16 protein-coding genes are annotated in these 15,340 nt (G+C 64.0%); 11 read left to right on the top strand and 5 right to left on the bottom strand.

Going from position 1 to position 15,340, the window contains the following annotated elements; all coding sequences use genetic code 11:
- Window positions 1-7: 7 nt before the first annotated feature.
- From N181_RS13500 to dnaN, 4 genes are all read right to left on the bottom strand, one after another.
- Window positions 8-589: a histidine phosphatase family protein gene (locus tag N181_RS13500; RefSeq protein WP_037397413.1), complete on the bottom strand. Its 582-nt coding sequence runs from the start codon at window positions 587-589 to the stop codon at window positions 8-10.
- A gap of 14 nt (window positions 590-603) precedes the next feature.
- Window positions 604-1,206 carry a phospholipid N-methyltransferase PmtA gene (pmtA, locus tag N181_RS13495; protein ID WP_080577619.1) on the bottom strand — a complete coding sequence of 201 codons (603 nt, stop codon included), beginning with the start codon at window positions 1,204-1,206 and terminating at the stop codon, window positions 604-606.
- Window positions 1,207-1,280: 74 nt separating this feature from the next.
- A complete protein-coding gene (locus tag N181_RS33105) occupies window positions 1,281-1,460 on the bottom strand; it encodes a hypothetical protein (protein ID WP_037450858.1) in 180 nt (59 codons plus the stop codon).
- Window positions 1,461-1,490: 30 nt separating this feature from the next.
- On the bottom strand, window positions 1,491-2,609 hold the full coding sequence (gene dnaN, locus N181_RS13490; protein WP_014330763.1) for a DNA polymerase III subunit beta: 1,119 nt from the start codon (window positions 2,607-2,609) through the stop codon (window positions 1,491-1,493).
- A gap of 234 nt (window positions 2,610-2,843) precedes the next feature.
- Here dnaN and rsmI point away from each other — a divergent pair, with 234 nt between their 5' ends.
- The 9 genes from rsmI to N181_RS13445 all read left to right on the top strand — a co-directional run bounded on the left by rsmI (window position 2,844) and on the right by N181_RS13445 (window position 12,568).
- Window positions 2,844-3,791 carry a 16S rRNA (cytidine(1402)-2'-O)-methyltransferase gene (gene rsmI, locus N181_RS13485; protein WP_014330764.1) on the top strand — a complete coding sequence of 316 codons (948 nt, stop codon included), beginning with the start codon at window positions 2,844-2,846 and terminating at the stop codon, window positions 3,789-3,791.
- A complete protein-coding gene (locus N181_RS13480) occupies window positions 3,781-4,149 on the top strand; it encodes a YraN family protein (protein WP_014330765.1) in 369 nt (122 codons plus the stop codon). The genes rsmI and N181_RS13480 overlap by 11 nt, the downstream gene beginning before the upstream one ends.
- Window positions 4,150-4,275: 126 nt before the next feature.
- Complete coding sequence (locus tag N181_RS13475; RefSeq protein ID WP_037397418.1) at window positions 4,276-5,574, top strand: extracellular solute-binding protein; 1,299 nt, start codon at window positions 4,276-4,278, stop codon at window positions 5,572-5,574.
- A 123-nt stretch (window positions 5,575-5,697) separates the two neighbouring features.
- Window positions 5,698-6,618, top strand: a complete 921-nt coding sequence (locus tag N181_RS13470; RefSeq protein WP_050984086.1) for an ABC transporter permease subunit — start codon at window positions 5,698-5,700, stop codon at window positions 6,616-6,618.
- Window positions 6,619-6,628: 10 nt separating this feature from the next.
- Window positions 6,629-7,471: a sn-glycerol-3-phosphate ABC transporter permease UgpE gene (ugpE, locus tag N181_RS13465; protein ID WP_037397422.1), complete on the top strand. Its 843-nt coding sequence runs from the start codon at window positions 6,629-6,631 to the stop codon at window positions 7,469-7,471.
- 137 nt (window positions 7,472-7,608) lie between these two features.
- Window positions 7,609-8,757, top strand: coding sequence for a sn-glycerol-3-phosphate import ATP-binding protein UgpC (locus N181_RS13460; protein WP_060563430.1), 1,149 nt, complete (start codon window positions 7,609-7,611; stop codon window positions 8,755-8,757).
- Window positions 8,754-9,734 (top strand): endonuclease/exonuclease/phosphatase family protein, encoded by a 981-nt coding sequence (locus N181_RS13455; RefSeq protein WP_037397428.1) that lies wholly within the window; start codon window positions 8,754-8,756, stop codon window positions 9,732-9,734. Before N181_RS13460 ends, N181_RS13455 begins: the two co-directional genes overlap by 4 nt.
- Before the next feature lie 176 nt (window positions 9,735-9,910).
- Entirely contained in the window at window positions 9,911-10,858 is a 948-nt protein-coding gene (gene gshB, locus N181_RS13450) for a glutathione synthase (RefSeq protein WP_014330771.1), read from the top strand.
- 177 nt (window positions 10,859-11,035) lie between these two features.
- The gene (locus N181_RS13445; RefSeq protein WP_060563427.1) at window positions 11,036-12,568 is read left to right on the top strand and encodes a YifB family Mg chelatase-like AAA ATPase; all 1,533 of its coding nucleotides are present in this window, start codon (window positions 11,036-11,038) and stop codon (window positions 12,566-12,568) included.
- Window positions 12,569-12,652: 84 nt separating this feature from the next.
- Here N181_RS13445 and cysK read toward each other — a convergent pair whose 3' ends face one another.
- The gene (gene cysK, locus N181_RS13440; RefSeq protein WP_037397448.1) at window positions 12,653-13,621 is read right to left on the bottom strand and encodes a cysteine synthase A; all 969 of its coding nucleotides are present in this window, start codon (window positions 13,619-13,621) and stop codon (window positions 12,653-12,655) included.
- Between the two features lie 287 nt (window positions 13,622-13,908).
- Here cysK and N181_RS13435 point away from each other — a divergent pair, with 287 nt between their 5' ends.
- Together N181_RS13435 and N181_RS13430 are read left to right on the top strand one after the other, a co-directional pair.
- On the top strand, window positions 13,909-14,541 hold the full coding sequence (locus tag N181_RS13435) for a LysE family translocator (protein WP_037397503.1): 633 nt from the start codon (window positions 13,909-13,911) through the stop codon (window positions 14,539-14,541).
- An 82-nt stretch (window positions 14,542-14,623) separates the two neighbouring features.
- Window positions 14,624-15,334, top strand: a complete 711-nt coding sequence (locus N181_RS13430; RefSeq protein ID WP_037397451.1) for a gamma-glutamylcyclotransferase — start codon at window positions 14,624-14,626, stop codon at window positions 15,332-15,334.
- Window positions 15,335-15,340: the final 6 nt, after the last annotated feature.

Here is a 15,340-nt window from a genome sequence, read left to right as displayed (position 1 = left end):
GTCGAGATCACCCCTGCCAGATTTCCATCGGCGTCCAGTCGCATGTGACGGCACGATCCGCAAGACGGAAGGCAAAGAGATTGCCGCCGCCCGGCAGCTGGTCGGCGCTGCGGGCGATCGCCGTGCCGGTCATCCGGCACTTGAGCAGCGTGCCGACGCCGCCATGGCCGACAAAGGCGATCGGGATCGCCGGATCGTGGCGGTCGAGGATGTAGAACACGGCCCTTGCGATGCGCGCCTGGGCGTCGATCGCCCGCTCCCAGCCCGAATAGCTCTCCTCGGGATGGGCGAAGAACCGGTCCGCTGCCTTTTCGAAGTCCTCTGGCGGCAGGAATCCCGTCGCGGAACGGTCGTTCTCGCCCGTCTCCTCGGCCGTCTCGACCGGAACGCCTGCAGCCTCGGCGAGGAACGTCGCGGTTTCCAGAGCCTTCCTCTCAGCGCTCGATATGACGCGGCCAAGCAATCGGACCCACGGCTGTCCGGAGGTCATGCGCGCCCGTTCCCGCCCGAGATCGGACAGGCCCCATTCCGGCACCGCGACGGCAGGATCGATCTTGACTTGCGGGTGCGTGAGATAGACGCCGAACACGGGCGGGCCGGCGTCTAGTGGGCCTTGCTGTAGACCCAGAGCTGAGCTGGCGGGATGTTGCGCACGACGAAATCGTAATGCTGGATGCGATAGCGATCCGGCATGGCGACGACCGGCGACATCGGCCCGTAGGAGATCTGAACGACGGGACGACCGAAGGGGATGCGCGACAGCAGGTCCTCGATCAACTCGACGCGGCGGTGCATCGGGAAGTTCAGAAGCGGGACGGCGGAGATGACGCTGTCGAACTGCTGACAGTTCAGCGCGCCGAGCGTGCGCGAAAGGTCGAAGGCGTCGCCGTTGATGAAGTTGACGCCGGCGAAATCCGCCTTCAGCTGATTGAAGAATTCGGTCGAGTATTCGACCGATACTAGCCTATCAGGGGAGATGCCGCGCTCCAGGATCGCCTTGGTGATCACGCCCGTGCCCGGGCCGAGCTCGAGAACCGGCAGGCCGGAACGCGGGTTGACGACGCTCGCCATGCGTCGCGCCGTTATCGAGGACGTGGGCAGGATCGCGCCGACGGCCCGGGTGTTGCTCATCCAGCCCTTGAAGAAGCGAATCTCTTCGTCGAACTTCTGACCGAACTTTTCCTTCACCTTCAGGCGCAGACTCATTGAATCCCCTCGGCTTCATCGTTCCATGACAACGCACGCGTCGCCGCTAGTCGGCGGCCCGCGTGAACTTCTTCTCATAATGTGCTCGCATCTGCGGCGAAAACAAGTCGGCCCGCGTCTGAAAGCGACACTTTATCAACAGAGAGCGACGTCGGGCCTGTGAAAAACCCGCCAAGCGGGCGCATGGCGGGTTCCAATCCGAAATCGTTCTGCTGTTTTATCCCTAAATCGCCGCCGATCCAGCGATAGAACATGCAAGTCTCATTAAGCAGCGCGGTTCAGTCTCAGACGCGCATCGGCATGAGCACGTAAAGCGCGTCGTCCGCCGCGAGGTCACGCACCAGCGTCGGCGAACCCGGGTCCGCCAGCATGAAGACCGCTTCATTGCCGGTCAGCTGCGCGGTGATGTCGAGCAGATACTTGGCGTTGAAGCCGATTTCGAGCGGATCGTTCTCATAGCCGACCGGCAATTCTTCCGTTGCGCTACCGGAATCCGGGTTGTTGACGGTCAGCGTCATCTGTCCGTCGGCGAGCGCCAGCTTGACGGCGCGGCCGCGTTCGGAGGAAATCGTCGAGACGCGGTCGACGGCTTGCGCGAAGGACTGGCAATCGACCCGCAGCTCCTTGTCGTTGCCGGCCGGAATCACCCGCTGATAGTCCGGGAAGGTGCCGTCGATCAGCTTGGATGTCATCACGATCGAGCCGATCGTCAGGCGGATCTTCGCGTCCGAGACTTCGACGGTGACGATCACGTCCGGAGTGTCGAGCAGCTTCTGCAATTCGCTGACCGTCTTGCGCGGAATGATGATGCCGGGCATGCCCTCGGAGCCGGCCGGCGCCTCGATGTCGGCACGCGCAAGGCGATGGCCGTCGGTCGCCACCGCACGCAGCTTGAGCTCACCCTTGTTTTCCACGGTGTGGACGAAGATGCCGTTGAGGTAGTAGCGCGTCTCCTCGGTCGAGATCGCGAACTGCGTCCTGTCGATCAGCATCTTCAGATCCGTCGCCTTGACTCGGAAGGAGTGCGAGAAGCTGCCGGCCGTCAGGTCCGGAAAATCCGATTGCGGCAGGCATTGCAGCGAGAACTTCGAGCGGCCCGAGGCAACCGTCATGGCGGTGCCCTCGGCATTGGTGGCGAGCAGCACCTCCGAACCGTCCGGCAGCTTGCGGACGATGTCGTAGAGCAGATGGGCCGGAACGGTCGTCGCGCCGGCCTGTTCGACCTGCGCCGGCGTGGCCTCGGTGATTTCCAGGTCGAGGTCCGTCGCCTTCATTTCGAGGCTGGCGCCGTCGGAGCGCAGGAGCACGTTCGAGAGGATCGGTATGGTGTTGCGCCGTTCGACCACGCGATGGACATGGTTCAGCGATTTCAAAAGGTTGGACCGCTCGAGAGTAATGCGCATGGGATGCTACCGCTTTCAACCATAGCCGGACGGGCGAGCCGCCCGCCGCAGCGTCAAACTGCGTGTGTCCCGGCCGGTCGGCCGGAGCGATGTGGACGGGCAAAATGGCAGAAAAATTGCCGCGAAAGCAAGCGGTTTCGCGGGCTTTTCCCAAATGCAGGCGCCTGCCGGGGCCGGCGCCCTTGCCCTGCGCGGGCCGCTCACTCATAAAGGGCACGAACCGGCAAGCCGGGCATGAGCGGGAACATGGCATTGGACAAGCAGCAATCGACCGAGGCGGCGGAGAAGGAAAGGCACCGCAGCTTTCGCCTGCACAATGCAAGCATTCCGGCGCGCCCTCTGGAGCCCGCTCTCTATCTGGTGGCCACGCCGATCGGCAATCTCGCCGACATCACCTTGAGGGCGCTGGAGACGATCGCTGGCGCCGACCTGCTCGCCTGCGAGGATACGCGGGTGACGCGGGTGCTGCTCGACCGCTACGGCATCGTCAATCGGCCGGTTGCCTATCATGAACACAACGCGGCCGAGGCCGGGCCGCGGCTGCTTGCGGCGCTCGCCGATGGGAAATCCGTGGCACTCGTCTCCGATGCAGGCACACCGCTCGTCTCCGATCCCGGCTATCGCCTGGCGCAGCTTGCCATCGATGCCGGTCAGCGGGTCGTGCCCATTCCCGGGCCGTCGGCGCCGCTCGCGGCGCTCGTTGGATCGGGCCTTCCAAGCGACGCCTTCCTGTTTGCCGGCTTTCTACCCACCAAGGACAAGGCGAAGCGCGACCGGCTCAGGGAATTCGCCGCCGTGCCGGCGACGCTGCTCTTCTTCGAGTCGCCGCATCGCATTGCTGCGACCGTCGCCGCTGCCGCCGATGTTTTCGGCGAGGAACGGAAAGCGGCCGTCTGCCGCGAACTGACCAAGACCTTCGAAGAGTTTCGCCGCGGCACGCTCGGCGAGCTCAAGGCTTTTTATGATGAAGGCGCGAGCGTCAAGGGCGAGATCGTCCTGGTAATCGGTCCGCCGGACGCAAAGCCAGCCCCCGCGGCCGCGGATGTGGACGCGCTCCTGAGGGAACTGGCCCGCGACATGCCGATGGGCAAGGCGGCCACCGAGGCGGCGCGCCGCACCGGCCTGCCGCGCAAGGAGCTCTACGACCGGCTTTTGAGCCTCAAGGACGGCGATGAAGGCTGAGCGTCCGGATGGCCGCAAGCTTCGGGCGCTGAAACGCGGCCATCTCGCCGAATACCGCGCCGCGCTCTGCCTGATCGTCAAGGGCTACCGCATCGTCGCGATGCGCTATCGCACCAAGCTTGGCGAGATCGACATCATCGCCCGGCGCGGCGACGTGATCGCCTGCGTCGAAGTGAAGGCCCGGGCGAGCTTCGACGGGGCGGTCTTCGCCGTCTCCGATACGGCGCAACGGCGGATCCGGGCGGCAAGCGACATCTGGCTGTCGCGCCAGGCAGATTTTCACCGTCTCTCGGTCCGCTACGACATCGTCGCCGTCATGCCCTGGCGCTGGCCGCGGCACTTGCCGGACGCATTTTGATGTCAGGTCCTTTTTTGACCAAACAGGCAAATTTGTAACCGTTCCGACACAAAAGCATTACGGGCCTGTCATCGAAGATCACTAGTCCACTGCCAACCGCAACCACGGTGGAGAGGGACCCCAGAGATGTTCAAAACGATTTCGCTCACAGCCATTGCACTTGCATTTTCCACGACGACGTCGCTCGCCGCGACCAACATCACCTGGTGGCACGGCATGGCCGGCCGCAACGGCGAGGTGATCAACGAGGTCGCCCAGAAATTCAACGCGTCCCAAAGCGCTTGCGCGCTGACCCCCGTCAGCAAGGGCACCTATGAGGAAGCGCTCGCCTCCGGCGTCGCCGCCTTCCGCGCCGGCGAGCAGCCGAACATCCTGCAGGTCTTCGACGCCGGCGCGGCGACGATCATCAACGCCAAGGGCGCCGTCATTCCGGCGGAAGACCTGATCACCAAGGCGGGCTACAGCTTCGATCGCAATGCCTTCATCGACGGCGTGCGCTACTTCTACGCTGACGCCGACGGCAAATTCGTCGGCATGCCGTTCAATTCCTCTGCGCCGATCATGTACATCAACGACGAGGCCCTGAAGAAGGCCGGCGTCGAGGCGCCGAAGACTTGGGAAGAATTCGAGACGATCGCGCCGAAGCTCAAAGAGGCAGGCTTCATCCCGCTGGTCCAGTCGCAGCTCACCTGGCAGTTCACCGAGAACTTCTTCTCGCGCAACAACATCCAGTTCGCCACCAACAACAACGGCTACGACAGCGTCGTCGACACCAAGCTCAAGGTCACCGACCCGAACCTCGAAATGATGTTCGACAAGCTGAAGGCCTGGAAGGACCAGGGCTACTTCGCCTTCTACGGCGCCGGCTGGAACGACAACCAGAAGGTCTTCGAAGAAGGCAAGGCAGCGCTTTGGATCGGCTCCTCCGGTTCCTTCGGCGGCCTGCAGAAGACCGCGACCATGCCGTTTTCGGCAACCTTCCTGCCCTATTGGGGCTCGATCAAGGGCGCCGGCACCAACTCCTTCATCGGCGGCGCGGCGCTCTTTGCCATGTCCGGCAAGTCGGACGAGGAAAACAAGTGCGTCGCCGACTTCTTTGAGTTTCTGACCTCGCCGGAAATCCAGTACTTCTACCATAAGTCCACCGGCTATGTGGCGATCACCAAGGCGGCCTATGAGCTCGCCCAAAAGGACGGCTACTACAAGGAGAAGCCGGTCGCCGAAGTCGGCATCAAGCAGCTCCTGCTGCCGGCCGGCGAATGGTCCAAGGGTTACCGCCTTGGCTTCTATCCGCAGATACGCGAGATCATGGAGCGTGAATACGGTCGCATCTTCTCCGGTGAAGCGACCGTGAAGGATGCCCTCGAAACGATCGAGACGGAGGGCAACGAGCTGCTCGCCCGTTTCGCCAAGACCGCCGGTTGATCGATGAGCCAGACGAGCCCCTCACCCTGGCCCTCTCCCCGCGCGCAGGCAGAGGGGAATGCAGCGTCCTACGGGACGTCCCTTCTCCCCGCAATGGCGGGGAGAAGGTGGCCGGCAGGCCGGATGAGGGGCGCGTCCGGCCTCGAAGGGCAGCAGACAACCGCCAAGCGCGTGCAGTTCTCGTCACCCTTCCTGCCCTACCTGTTTCTTGCGCCGCAGCTCGCGATCATCTTCGTGTTTTTCTACTGGCCGTCGGTGCAGGCGATCCAGTCTTCCTTTTACCTCGAGGATCCGTTCGGCTTCGGCGCGACCTTCGTCGGCATGAGCAACTACACCGACGTACTGAAGTCGACCGAATATCTCGGCATCGCGCGCTTCACGGCGATTTTCACCGCCCTCGTCACCTTCTTTGCTCTGTCGATCGGTCTGCTTCTCGCCGTCAAGGCGGACGGCGTCATTCGCGGCAATGCCACCTACAAGACGCTGCTCATCTGGGTCTATGCGATCGCACCACCGGTCGCCGGCCTGATCGGCATGATGTTCTTCAACCAGCACATCGGCCCGGTCGTCGAGCTCGCCCGTTGGTTCGGCTGGGACATGAAGGTCGGTCTCGACTATTCCGACACGGCCTTCGCAATGATCGTCGTATCGGTCTGGAAGCAGATCCCATACAACTTCATCTTCTTCCTTTCCGGACTGCAGGGCATTCCGGTCTCGGTGCGCGAGGCGGCGGCACTCGACTGCCGCTCCGAGTTCCGTCGCTTCTGGACGGTCATCCTGCCGCTGCTGGCGCCGACCGCCTTCTTCCTGCTGATCATCAACGTCACCTATGCGCTCTTCGACACGTTCGGCGTCATCGACGTGATGGTGAAGGACAAGGCCGCCAACAATCCGATCACGCTCGTCTACAAGGTCTATATGGACGGCTTTCGCGGCAGCGACCTCGGCGGTTCTTCGGCGCAATCGGTGATCCTGATGCTGGTCGTCCTGGTGCTCACCGTCTTCCAGTTCCGCTTCATCGAGCGGCGCGTGCACTATAGTTGAGGTGACGGCGATGCATCGCACCCGGTTCTTCGACCACGTCATCCTGCTTATCGGCGTCTTCATCATGGTGGCGCCGGTCGTGGTCGCCTTCATGACCTCGACGCATGAGGCGGCCGACATCCATCGCAACGGCCTCAGCCTCACCTGGGGCGGCCATTTCGCCGAGACCTACGAGGCTGTGCTGACCCGCGAGGGCGGCTTCACCGGCAAGGTCACCGGCTTCAACATGATGCTGAACTCGATGATCCTCGGCCTCGGCTTCGCGGTCGGCAAGATCGTCCTCTCGATGCTCGCGGCCTATGCGATCGTCTATTTTCGCTTCCCGCTGGCAACCTTCTTCTTCTGGGTGATCTTCACGACGTTGCTCCTGCCGCTCGAAGTCCGCATCCTGCCTTCCTACGAGGTGATGAATGCGTTGAAGCTGACGAACACCTATACCGGGCTGATCGTGCCGCTTCTCGCTTCGGCAACGGGCACCTTCTATTTCCGCCAATTCTTCAAGTCGGTGCCGGACGAACTCTTGGAGGCGGCGCGCATCGACGGCGCGGGACCGTTCAAATTCTTCATCGACGTGCTGGTGCCGCTGTCGCGCACCATGATGGCGGCGATCTTCATCATCATGTTCGTCTACGGCTGGAACCAGTATCTCTGGCCAACCTTGATGACGACCGACGAGGGCTTCTTCACGCTGGTGCGTGGCATCAAGCAGATCCTGCTCGTCTGGGTCGGCTCCAACATCCCCGATTACAACGAGGCCTTCGCGCTGGCGATCCTCGCCATGCTTCCCCCGGTGATGATCGTCGTCATCTTCCAGCGCTGGTTCATCAAGGGGCTCACAGAAAGCGACAAATAGAAGCATTTCCAGGCGAAGGGCGTAGCGGTTCGCCGTCCGGAAATGCGCCAGAACCGAAATTGGAATGGAACGAGAAGAGGGCGAAGCGGATTTGGTGTTCGCGTCGCGACTTGCAATCGCGCAAACGGAGGCAGCCAATGGCCGCGATCGATATCACCGAGGTCTCGAAAATCTATTACGGCGGCGTCGAGGCCGTGAAATCCGTGTCGATCGACATTGCCGATGGCGAGTTCATCGTTCTCGTCGGCCCGTCCGGCTGCGGCAAGTCGACGCTTCTGCGCATGGTCGCCGGGCTGGAGACGATATCGAAGGGCAGCGTGACGATCGGTGCGCGCCTCATCAACGATGTCGATCCGGCCGAACGCGATATCGCCATGGTCTTCCAGAACTATGCGCTCTATCCGCACATGACCGTCTACGACAACTTCGCCTACGGTCTCAGGAACCGGAAGACGCCGAAGGCCGAGATCGACGCGCGGGTCGCGGAAGCCGCGCGCATGCTGGAGATCGAGCCCTATCTCGATCGCAAGCCGCGGGCGCTCTCGGGCGGCCAGCGCCAGCGCGTCGCCATGGGCCGGGCGATCGTCCGTAAGCCGGCCGCCTTCCTCTTCGACGAGCCGCTCTCGAACCTTGACGCCAAGCTGCGGGTCTCGATGCGCGGCGAGATCAAGCGGCTGCAGAAACGGCTCGGCACCACGTCGCTCTATGTCACCCACGACCAGCTCGAGGCGATGACGCTGGCTGATCGGCTGGTGGTGCTGAACGGTGGCATGATCGAGCAGATCGGCCGGCCGCTCGAGGTCTATCATGCGCCGGCCTCGACCTTCGTCGCCAGCTTCATCGGTTCGCCGGCGATGAACCTCGTCAAGGGTGTGCTGGAGGGCGGCCGCCTGCATATCGGCACGCACGCGATCGACCTCGGCTATCCGACGCCGGCTGAAGGCCCGGTGACTGTCGGTCTCAGGGCGGAGGATCTCCGTCCGGCGGCCTTCGGCGAGCAGGCACTGGCCTTCCGGGTCGACTATGTCGAGGAACTCGGGGCGCAACGTCTGGTGCACGGCACCGTCGATCAGCCGCTGACGGCCTCGTTGCCGCCGGAAGCGCCGCTCGCCGATCAGCTTGCCATCGCCATACCGACCAATCGGCTGCATTTCTTCTCGGCGGAGAATGGCAAGCGGCTCTATCGCCCAACGCCGGCGGATGGGTCGACCAATGCGGTGACCGGTGTGGCGACAGTTGCTGCGCCCGCCGGCCGGCACGCCGTAAACCTGGAGCCCATAGCGTGATTGAAGAGACCGTAGCGACGCTCGCCGTCCCTTCGCAGGAGGATCGCAAGGGATTTGCCCGGCGTAGCATTGCCGCCCATGACGCCGTCATGGCGGGGCTCGAGGCGATGAACACGATCGAGCTCGGCGGCTCAGCCTCCGGAGCGCTCGCGTTTCCCTTCACCGTTGCGGCCTGGAACCTCGAACGCTGCCTCTTTCCCGAAGAAAGCGCCGACCATCTCCGCGCGACCGGCGCGCAGCTCGTTCTGCTTTCGGAGATGGACAACGGCATGGCTCGCACCGGTCAGCGCCACACGACCGCCGAGGTCGCGGCGGCGCTGGCGATGCAATACGCCTATGGCGTCGAATTCATTGAACTCGGCCTCGGATCCGATACCGAGCGCGAATTCTGCAGGGACGACTTCAACGACAAGGGCTTCCACGGCAACGCGCTTATGGCTTCCACTCCGTTCCGGCGTCCCTTCCTGTTGCGGCTCTGGGGCGAGCGCCTGTGGTTCATGGATGGCGGCGATCAGCCGCGCCTCGGTGAGCGTTGCGCCGTCGGCGCCGTGATCGACACGCAGGCCGGCCCCTTCGTCGCCATTTCCACGCATCTGGAAAGCGCCACGACGGCCGCCTATCGCGAGCGTCAGGTCAGGGAGCTTATCGATGCGCTGGACGCGGCCTTTCCGGGGTTGCCCATCCTGATCGGCGGCGATTTCAACACGGGCAACCATGTCGGGGGCGATTTCGAGGCAGAGGGCCTCTTTGCGGCGAGCGCCGCACGCGGTTTCACCCGCCACGGCGGACCGATCGACCGGATGACTACCCGTCCGAGCCTGATCACCCGTTGGCCGAAGCGGGCGATGAAGCTCGACTGGTTCCTGACGCGAGGCCTGAAGATCGGCGAAAGCCGTATCATTTCCTCGCTCGACGCCTCCGGCCGTCCGCTCTCCGATCACGACCTCATCACCTGCATCGTCGAGGGCTTCGAATAGCTTCGGTCTCCTTGCCTAACGGCAGCGCGCATTCTACATGTTGCGGACTTCGCCGAGGCGTCTGCCGGTTCTTGCGGACAGGCAGCGCCGCTGCAGCGCCTTGAATTGCTGTATAATTTCGCCGAAAGCGTCTTCGCTCCGGGCTTATGCAGCCGGGATCCAACAGGAACGGGAAAATGGCAAGAATCGTCAATGTCGGGGTCCAGATGGACCATGTCTCGGGCATCACCATTGCGGGCGATTCGACCTTTGCCATGAGCCTCGAGGCGCAGGCGCGCGGCTACCGCCTGTTCCATTACACGCCCGACAGGCTGTCGCTGCGCGACGGCAAGGTCTATGCGACGGCCCAGCAGATGACGCTGCGCGATGTCAAGGGCGACCACTTCACCCTGGACGAGCCGGAGCGGATCGACCTTTCGACCATGGACGTCATCCTGCTTCGCCAGGATCCGCCCTTCGACATGGCCTATATCACCTCGACGCACCTCTTGGAGCGGCTGCACCCGAAGACGCTGGTCGTCAACGATCCGGCCTGGGTGCGCAATTCCCCGGAGAAGATCTTCGTCACCGAATTCCCCGACCTGATGCCGCGGACGCTAATCACCCGCGACGCGGGCGAGATCGCCCGCTTCCGCCAGGAAATGGGCGACATCATCCTGAAGCCGCTCTACGGCAATGGCGGCGCCGGCGTCTTCCATTCGGCGCGCGACGACCGCAACCTCTCCTCGCTGCTCGAAATGTTCGGCCAGATGTTCCGCGAGCCCTTCATCGCCCAGGAATACCTGCCGGCCGTCCGCAAGGGCGACAAGCGCATCCTGCTCGTCGACGGCGAGCCGGTCGGTGCGATCAACCGGGTTCCGGCCGAGCATGACGCCCGCTCCAATATGCATGTCGGCGGGCGCGCCGAGGCGACCGAGCTTACCGCGCGTGAACAGGAAATCTGCACCCGCATCGGCCCGGCGCTGAAAGAGCGCGGCTTCCTCTTCGTCGGCATCGACGTGATCGGCGACTACATGACCGAGATCAACGTCACGTCGCCGACCGGCATCCGCGAGGTCAAGAAGTTCGGCGGCGCCGATGTGGCGAGCCTGCTTTGGGATGCGATCGAGAAGAAGCGCGGCTGAACCGCTTCCGCCATCGCTGAGAAAAAACGGACGTGCCCGACCGTATGCGTCCGCGCGCCGGCATCGTCAATCGCGCGTTTGTTCTATTATTGTTCTTGTTTTTAAGCGCGTACCGTGCAAGATTTGGCGTGTTACCGGCGGCGGTTGTGCGGTGCAGGCCGGAGCGATGGGGGCATCATGGTTTCGCGCGTCAGCACGGTTGCGTTTCACGGGATCGACGGCGTTCCGGTCGACGTCCAGGTGATGGTGGCGCCGGGAAAGGTCGGCATGCAGATCGTCGGCCTGCCCGACAAGGCAGTTGCCGAAAGCCGCGAGCGCGTCCAGGCGGCGCTGCACGCCTCCGGTCTGGCGTTGCCGGCGAAAAAGGTGACCGTCAATCTGGCGCCGGCCGACCTCCCGAAGGAAGGCAGCCATTTCGATCTGGCGATCGCGCTCGGGCTGATGGCGGCGCTTGGCGCCGTTCCCGCCGACGCGCTTTCCGGCTATGTCGTTATCGGCGAGCTCAATCTCGACGGCACGATCGCGCCGGTCGCCGGCGCCCTGCCGGCGGCAATCGGCGCAAATGCGCTCGGCAAGGGGCTGATCTGCCCGGCCGAAAGCGGTGCGGAAGCGGCCTGGGCCGGGTCGGAGATCGATATCCTCGCGCCGCGCAGCCTGATCGCCATCGCCAATCATTTCCGCGGCACGCAGGTGCTCTCGCGTCCCGAGCCCGCCATCCGCGCCGCCGCTGCCAACCTTCCCGATCTCGCCGACATCAAGGGCCAGGAAAGCGCCAAGCGGGCGCTCGAAGTGGCAGCGGCGGGAAACCACAATCTACTGATGGTCGGCCCGCCAGGGTCCGGCAAGTCGATGCTGGCGGCGCGTCTGCCCTCCATCCTGCCGCCGCTTTCCCCGGCCGAGCTGCTCGAAGTCTCGATGATCCATTCGATCGCCGGGCACTTGCCGGGCGGCAAGCTTTCCGACCGCCGGCCATTCCGGGCGCCGCACCATTCGGCCACCATGGCGGCGTTGATCGGCGGCGGCTTGCGCGCAAAGCCGGGCGAGGCGTCGCTCGCCCATAATGGCGTGCTATTTCTCGACGAGTTTCCGGAGTTCCCGCCGCAGGTTCTCGATGCCCTGCGCCAGCCGCTCGAAACCGCGGAGTGCGTCATTGCCCGCGCCAATCACCGCGTCAGCTATCCGGCGGCGATCCAGCTCGTCGCCGCCATGAACCCCTGCCGCTGCGGCATGGCCGGCGAGCCGGGCCGCAGCTGCGCCCGCGGCCCGCGCTGCATGGCCGACTACCAGGCGCGGATTTCCGGCCCGCTGATGGACCGCATCGACATCCGCATCGACGTGCCCGCCGTCAGTGCCGCCGACCTGATCCGGCCCGGCACCGCCGAGGCGAGCGCCGCCGTCGCCCGCCGCGTTGCCCGCGCTCGTGAACTGCAGAGGGATCGCTTCGCCGCCCTCGGCCATCCGGAGCTGACGAGCAATGCGCGGGCATCGACGACGATGATCGAGAAGATCGCCGCGCCCGACGCGGCGGGACTGCAGCTCTTGAGGGATGCGGCGGAGAAGATGAAGTTTTCGGCGCGCGGCTACCATCGCGTCCTGAAGGTCGCCCGCACCCTCGCCGATCTGGACGAGGCGCCGACCGTCGGGCGCATCCATCTCGCCGAGGCGATCTCCTACCGCGTCGCCGGCGAGCGCCTGCCGGCGGCGGCGTAGGCGGTCACGGCCGAGGAAGGGGGAGCGATCTCCCTGTTGTTTCGAGGGGCCCGGGGCGGCGCTTGGAGCAAAGCGAGGCTTGGCCTATGCGCCAAGCCCCTCGAACAGCACCGTCGAGAGATAGCGCTCCGCAAAGGAGGGAATGATCACCACGATTGTCTTGCCGGCGTTTTCCTCGCGTTGGCCGATTTCGATCGCCGCCTGCAGCGCCGCACCCGAGGAAATGCCGACCGGCACGCCTTCAAGCCTGGCGACGAGACGCGCCACTTCCACGGCCTCTGCCGCATTCACGGTGATCACCTCGTCATAGACGCCCGTGTCGAGGATCGGCGGCGCGAAGCCGGCGCCGATCCCCTGGATCTTGTGCGGTCCGGGCGCGCCGCCGGAGAGAATCGGCGATTCCTCGGGCTCGACGGCGATCACCTTGACCGACGGCTTGCGGGCCTTCAGCACCTGGCCGGCGCCGGTGATCGTGCCGCCGGTGCCGATGCCCGAAACGAGGATATCGACGCTGCCCTCGGTGTCGTTCCAGATTTCCTCGGCCGTCGTCCTGCGGTGGATCTCCGGATTGGCCGGGTTTTCGAACTGCTGCGGAATGATGGCGTCGGGCAGCGTCTCGACGAGTTCCTGCGCCTTGGCGATCGCCCCTTTCATGCCCTTGGCGCCCTCGGTCAGCACCAGTTCGGCGCCGAGCAGCGCAAGCATCTTGCGCCGTTCGACGGACATCGTCTCGGGCATGGTGAGGATCAGCCTGTACCCTTTCGCAGCCGCGACGAAGGCGAGCGCGATGCCGGTGTTGCCGGAGGTCGGTTCGACAAGCGTCGTGCGGCCGGGTTCGATCTTGCCCTGCGCCTCGAGCGCTTCGACCATGGCAACGCCGATGCGGTCCTTGACCGAGGCGATCGGGTTGAAGAATTCCAGCTTGGCGAGCAGGTTCGCCTTCACGCCCTTTTCCCGGGCGAGCTTATCGAGCCGCACGATGGGAGTGTCGCCGATCGTTTCGGTGATCGAGGAAAAGACGCGGCCGCGGCCGGGCTTGCGCGCTTCAGGCATTTCGTTTCTCCCGTCGTTCAAAATAGTTGTCGTGAGAATAGGAACAATGAACGGTGCATTCCAGAGCAGGAAAGCCGTGGATCCGGGCGGTCGGAGGAAAAAGCGATAGCAAAACCGCTGGTTGGGAAATCATTTTTCCAAGGCGCCCCCCGTCGCGACGCAGAAAGCGAATTCGCTTGAGCGCCCGGCCGGTTTCGGCGGGAAAAATTGATCCGGTGACAAGAACGACGTTGCCCGGAGTCGGGGAGCCGTACACCTTCCGAAAAACTGCGGAAGGGATGTATATCGTGCCGGAATTTCAGAACCTTATTGGCTTCGCTTTGATCGCCCTCGGCATGGTGCTGACGCCGGGGCCGAACATGATCTATCTGATCTCCCGCTCGATCTGCCAGGGCCCGGCGGCCGGCCTCGTCTCGCTCGGCGGCGTGGCGCTCGGCTTCGTCTTCTACATGGTTTTTGCCGCGCTCGGCATCACCGCGCTGCTGCTGGCGGTGCCGTTCGCCCATAATGCGCTGTGCTTCGCGGGCGCCCTCTATCTGCTTTACCTCGCCTGGCAGGCCGTGAAGCCCGGCGGACGCTCGCCGTTCCAGGTCCGCGACCTGCCGAAGGATGGACCGCGCAAGCTCTTCGTCATGGGGCTTGTCACCAGCCTGCTCAATCCGAAAGTGGCGGCACTCTATCTTTCGCTGCTGCCGCAGTTCATCCGATCGGAGTCCGGAAGCGTGCTCCTGCAGTCGCTGGTCTTCGGCAGCCTGCAGATCGTCATCAGCGTTACCGTCAATGCGCTGATCGCGGTGACGGCCGGGTCGATCGCCGCCTTGCTGGCGGGTCGACCCCTCTTCATGCTGGTGCAGCGCTGGATGATGAGCACGGTGTTGGCGAGCCTGGCGGTCAGCATGGCCGCCGAGGCGCGCCGGTAGGAGGAATGCAGGCGCAAACGGCGGGCAGCTTGCGTCCGAGGAACCGTTGCGCGATCCTCTTCGGCGTGGCGGAGATTTTGACATGTCTCACAGATCAAGATCATTCAGCTTGACCTCGGCCCATGTCGCGCAGGTGCACAGAGCGGTTGAGGACAGCGGTCCGGGACCCGGGATGAAACTGCATACTGACGCCGAATATGACGACTGGGTGGCGCGGATGACGAAGAGCCACCCGGCTCCCGGCACGCCAACCTTGCTCTTCGCCTATGGATCATTGATCTGGAAGCCGGAGATCGGCCATGTCGGAGAAGAGATTGGCATCGCCCGCGGCTGGCATCGGTCTTTCTGCTTCCGGATGCTCCGTTTTCGCGGAACACCCGAAGAGCCGGGGCTCATGATGGCCCTCGATCGGGGAGGGCAGTGCCGGGGCGTTCTTTACGAACTGCCGAACGACGACCTCGAAGGGCAACTCGCAAGGCTGTTCCGGCGTGAATTCACCTACAAGCCGCCCAACAGCATGCCCCGCTGGATCAAGGTCGAGACGGCACGCGGTTCTCTTCCCGCTTTGGGTTTCGTCATGAATCGCGCTTCGCCATCCTATGCCGGACGTCTCCCGCTCGAGGCCGTCGCCGAAGTCCTGGCCCGAGCCTGCGGTCATGTCGGCTCGGGCGCGGAGTACCTCCTCAACACTGTGACGCATCTCGAGGCCAGGGGCATTCGAGACCGCAATTTGTGGCGCCTGCAAGCGCTCGTAGCGGAGTGCATCGAGCGCAGCATGGAGCAGCGCCCTTAAGCGGTA

Origin of the sequence: Sinorhizobium fredii USDA 205 (assembly GCF_001461695.1) — a bacterium.
In the GTDB taxonomy this organism is placed as follows: domain Bacteria; phylum Pseudomonadota; class Alphaproteobacteria; order Rhizobiales; family Rhizobiaceae; genus Sinorhizobium; species Sinorhizobium fredii.
Note: the sequence above shows the minus strand (reverse complement) of the source record. Positions and strands in the feature narration are given on the sequence as shown.

Bases quoted from the DNA above. Each gene is read 5' to 3' on its own strand.
- pmtA (WP_080577619.1), bottom strand. From the start codon at position 1,206: ATGAGTCTGCGCCTGAAGGTGAAGGAAAAGTTCGGTCAGAAGTTCGAC.
- N181_RS33105 (WP_037450858.1), bottom strand. From the start codon at position 1,460: ATGTTCTATCGCTGGATCGGCGGCGATTTAGGGATAAAACAGCAGAAC.
- dnaN (WP_014330763.1), bottom strand. From the start codon at position 2,609: ATGCGCATTACTCTCGAGCGGTCCAACCTTTTGAAATCGCTGAACCAT.
- rsmI (WP_014330764.1), top strand. From the start codon at position 2,844: ATGAGCGGGAACATGGCATTGGACAAGCAGCAATCGACCGAGGCGGCG.
- N181_RS13480 (WP_014330765.1), top strand. From the start codon at position 3,781: ATGAAGGCTGAGCGTCCGGATGGCCGCAAGCTTCGGGCGCTGAAACGC.
- N181_RS13475 (WP_037397418.1), top strand. From the start codon at position 4,276: ATGTTCAAAACGATTTCGCTCACAGCCATTGCACTTGCATTTTCCACG.
- N181_RS13470 (WP_050984086.1), top strand. From the start codon at position 5,698: ATGAGGGGCGCGTCCGGCCTCGAAGGGCAGCAGACAACCGCCAAGCGC.
- ugpE (WP_037397422.1), top strand. From the start codon at position 6,629: ATGCATCGCACCCGGTTCTTCGACCACGTCATCCTGCTTATCGGCGTC.
- N181_RS13460 (WP_060563430.1), top strand. From the start codon at position 7,609: ATGGCCGCGATCGATATCACCGAGGTCTCGAAAATCTATTACGGCGGC.
- gshB (WP_014330771.1), top strand. From the start codon at position 9,911: ATGGCAAGAATCGTCAATGTCGGGGTCCAGATGGACCATGTCTCGGGC.
- N181_RS13445 (WP_060563427.1), top strand. From the start codon at position 11,036: ATGGTTTCGCGCGTCAGCACGGTTGCGTTTCACGGGATCGACGGCGTT.
- cysK (WP_037397448.1), bottom strand. From the start codon at position 13,621: ATGCCTGAAGCGCGCAAGCCCGGCCGCGGCCGCGTCTTTTCCTCGATC.
- N181_RS13430 (WP_037397451.1), top strand. From the start codon at position 14,624: ATGTCTCACAGATCAAGATCATTCAGCTTGACCTCGGCCCATGTCGCG.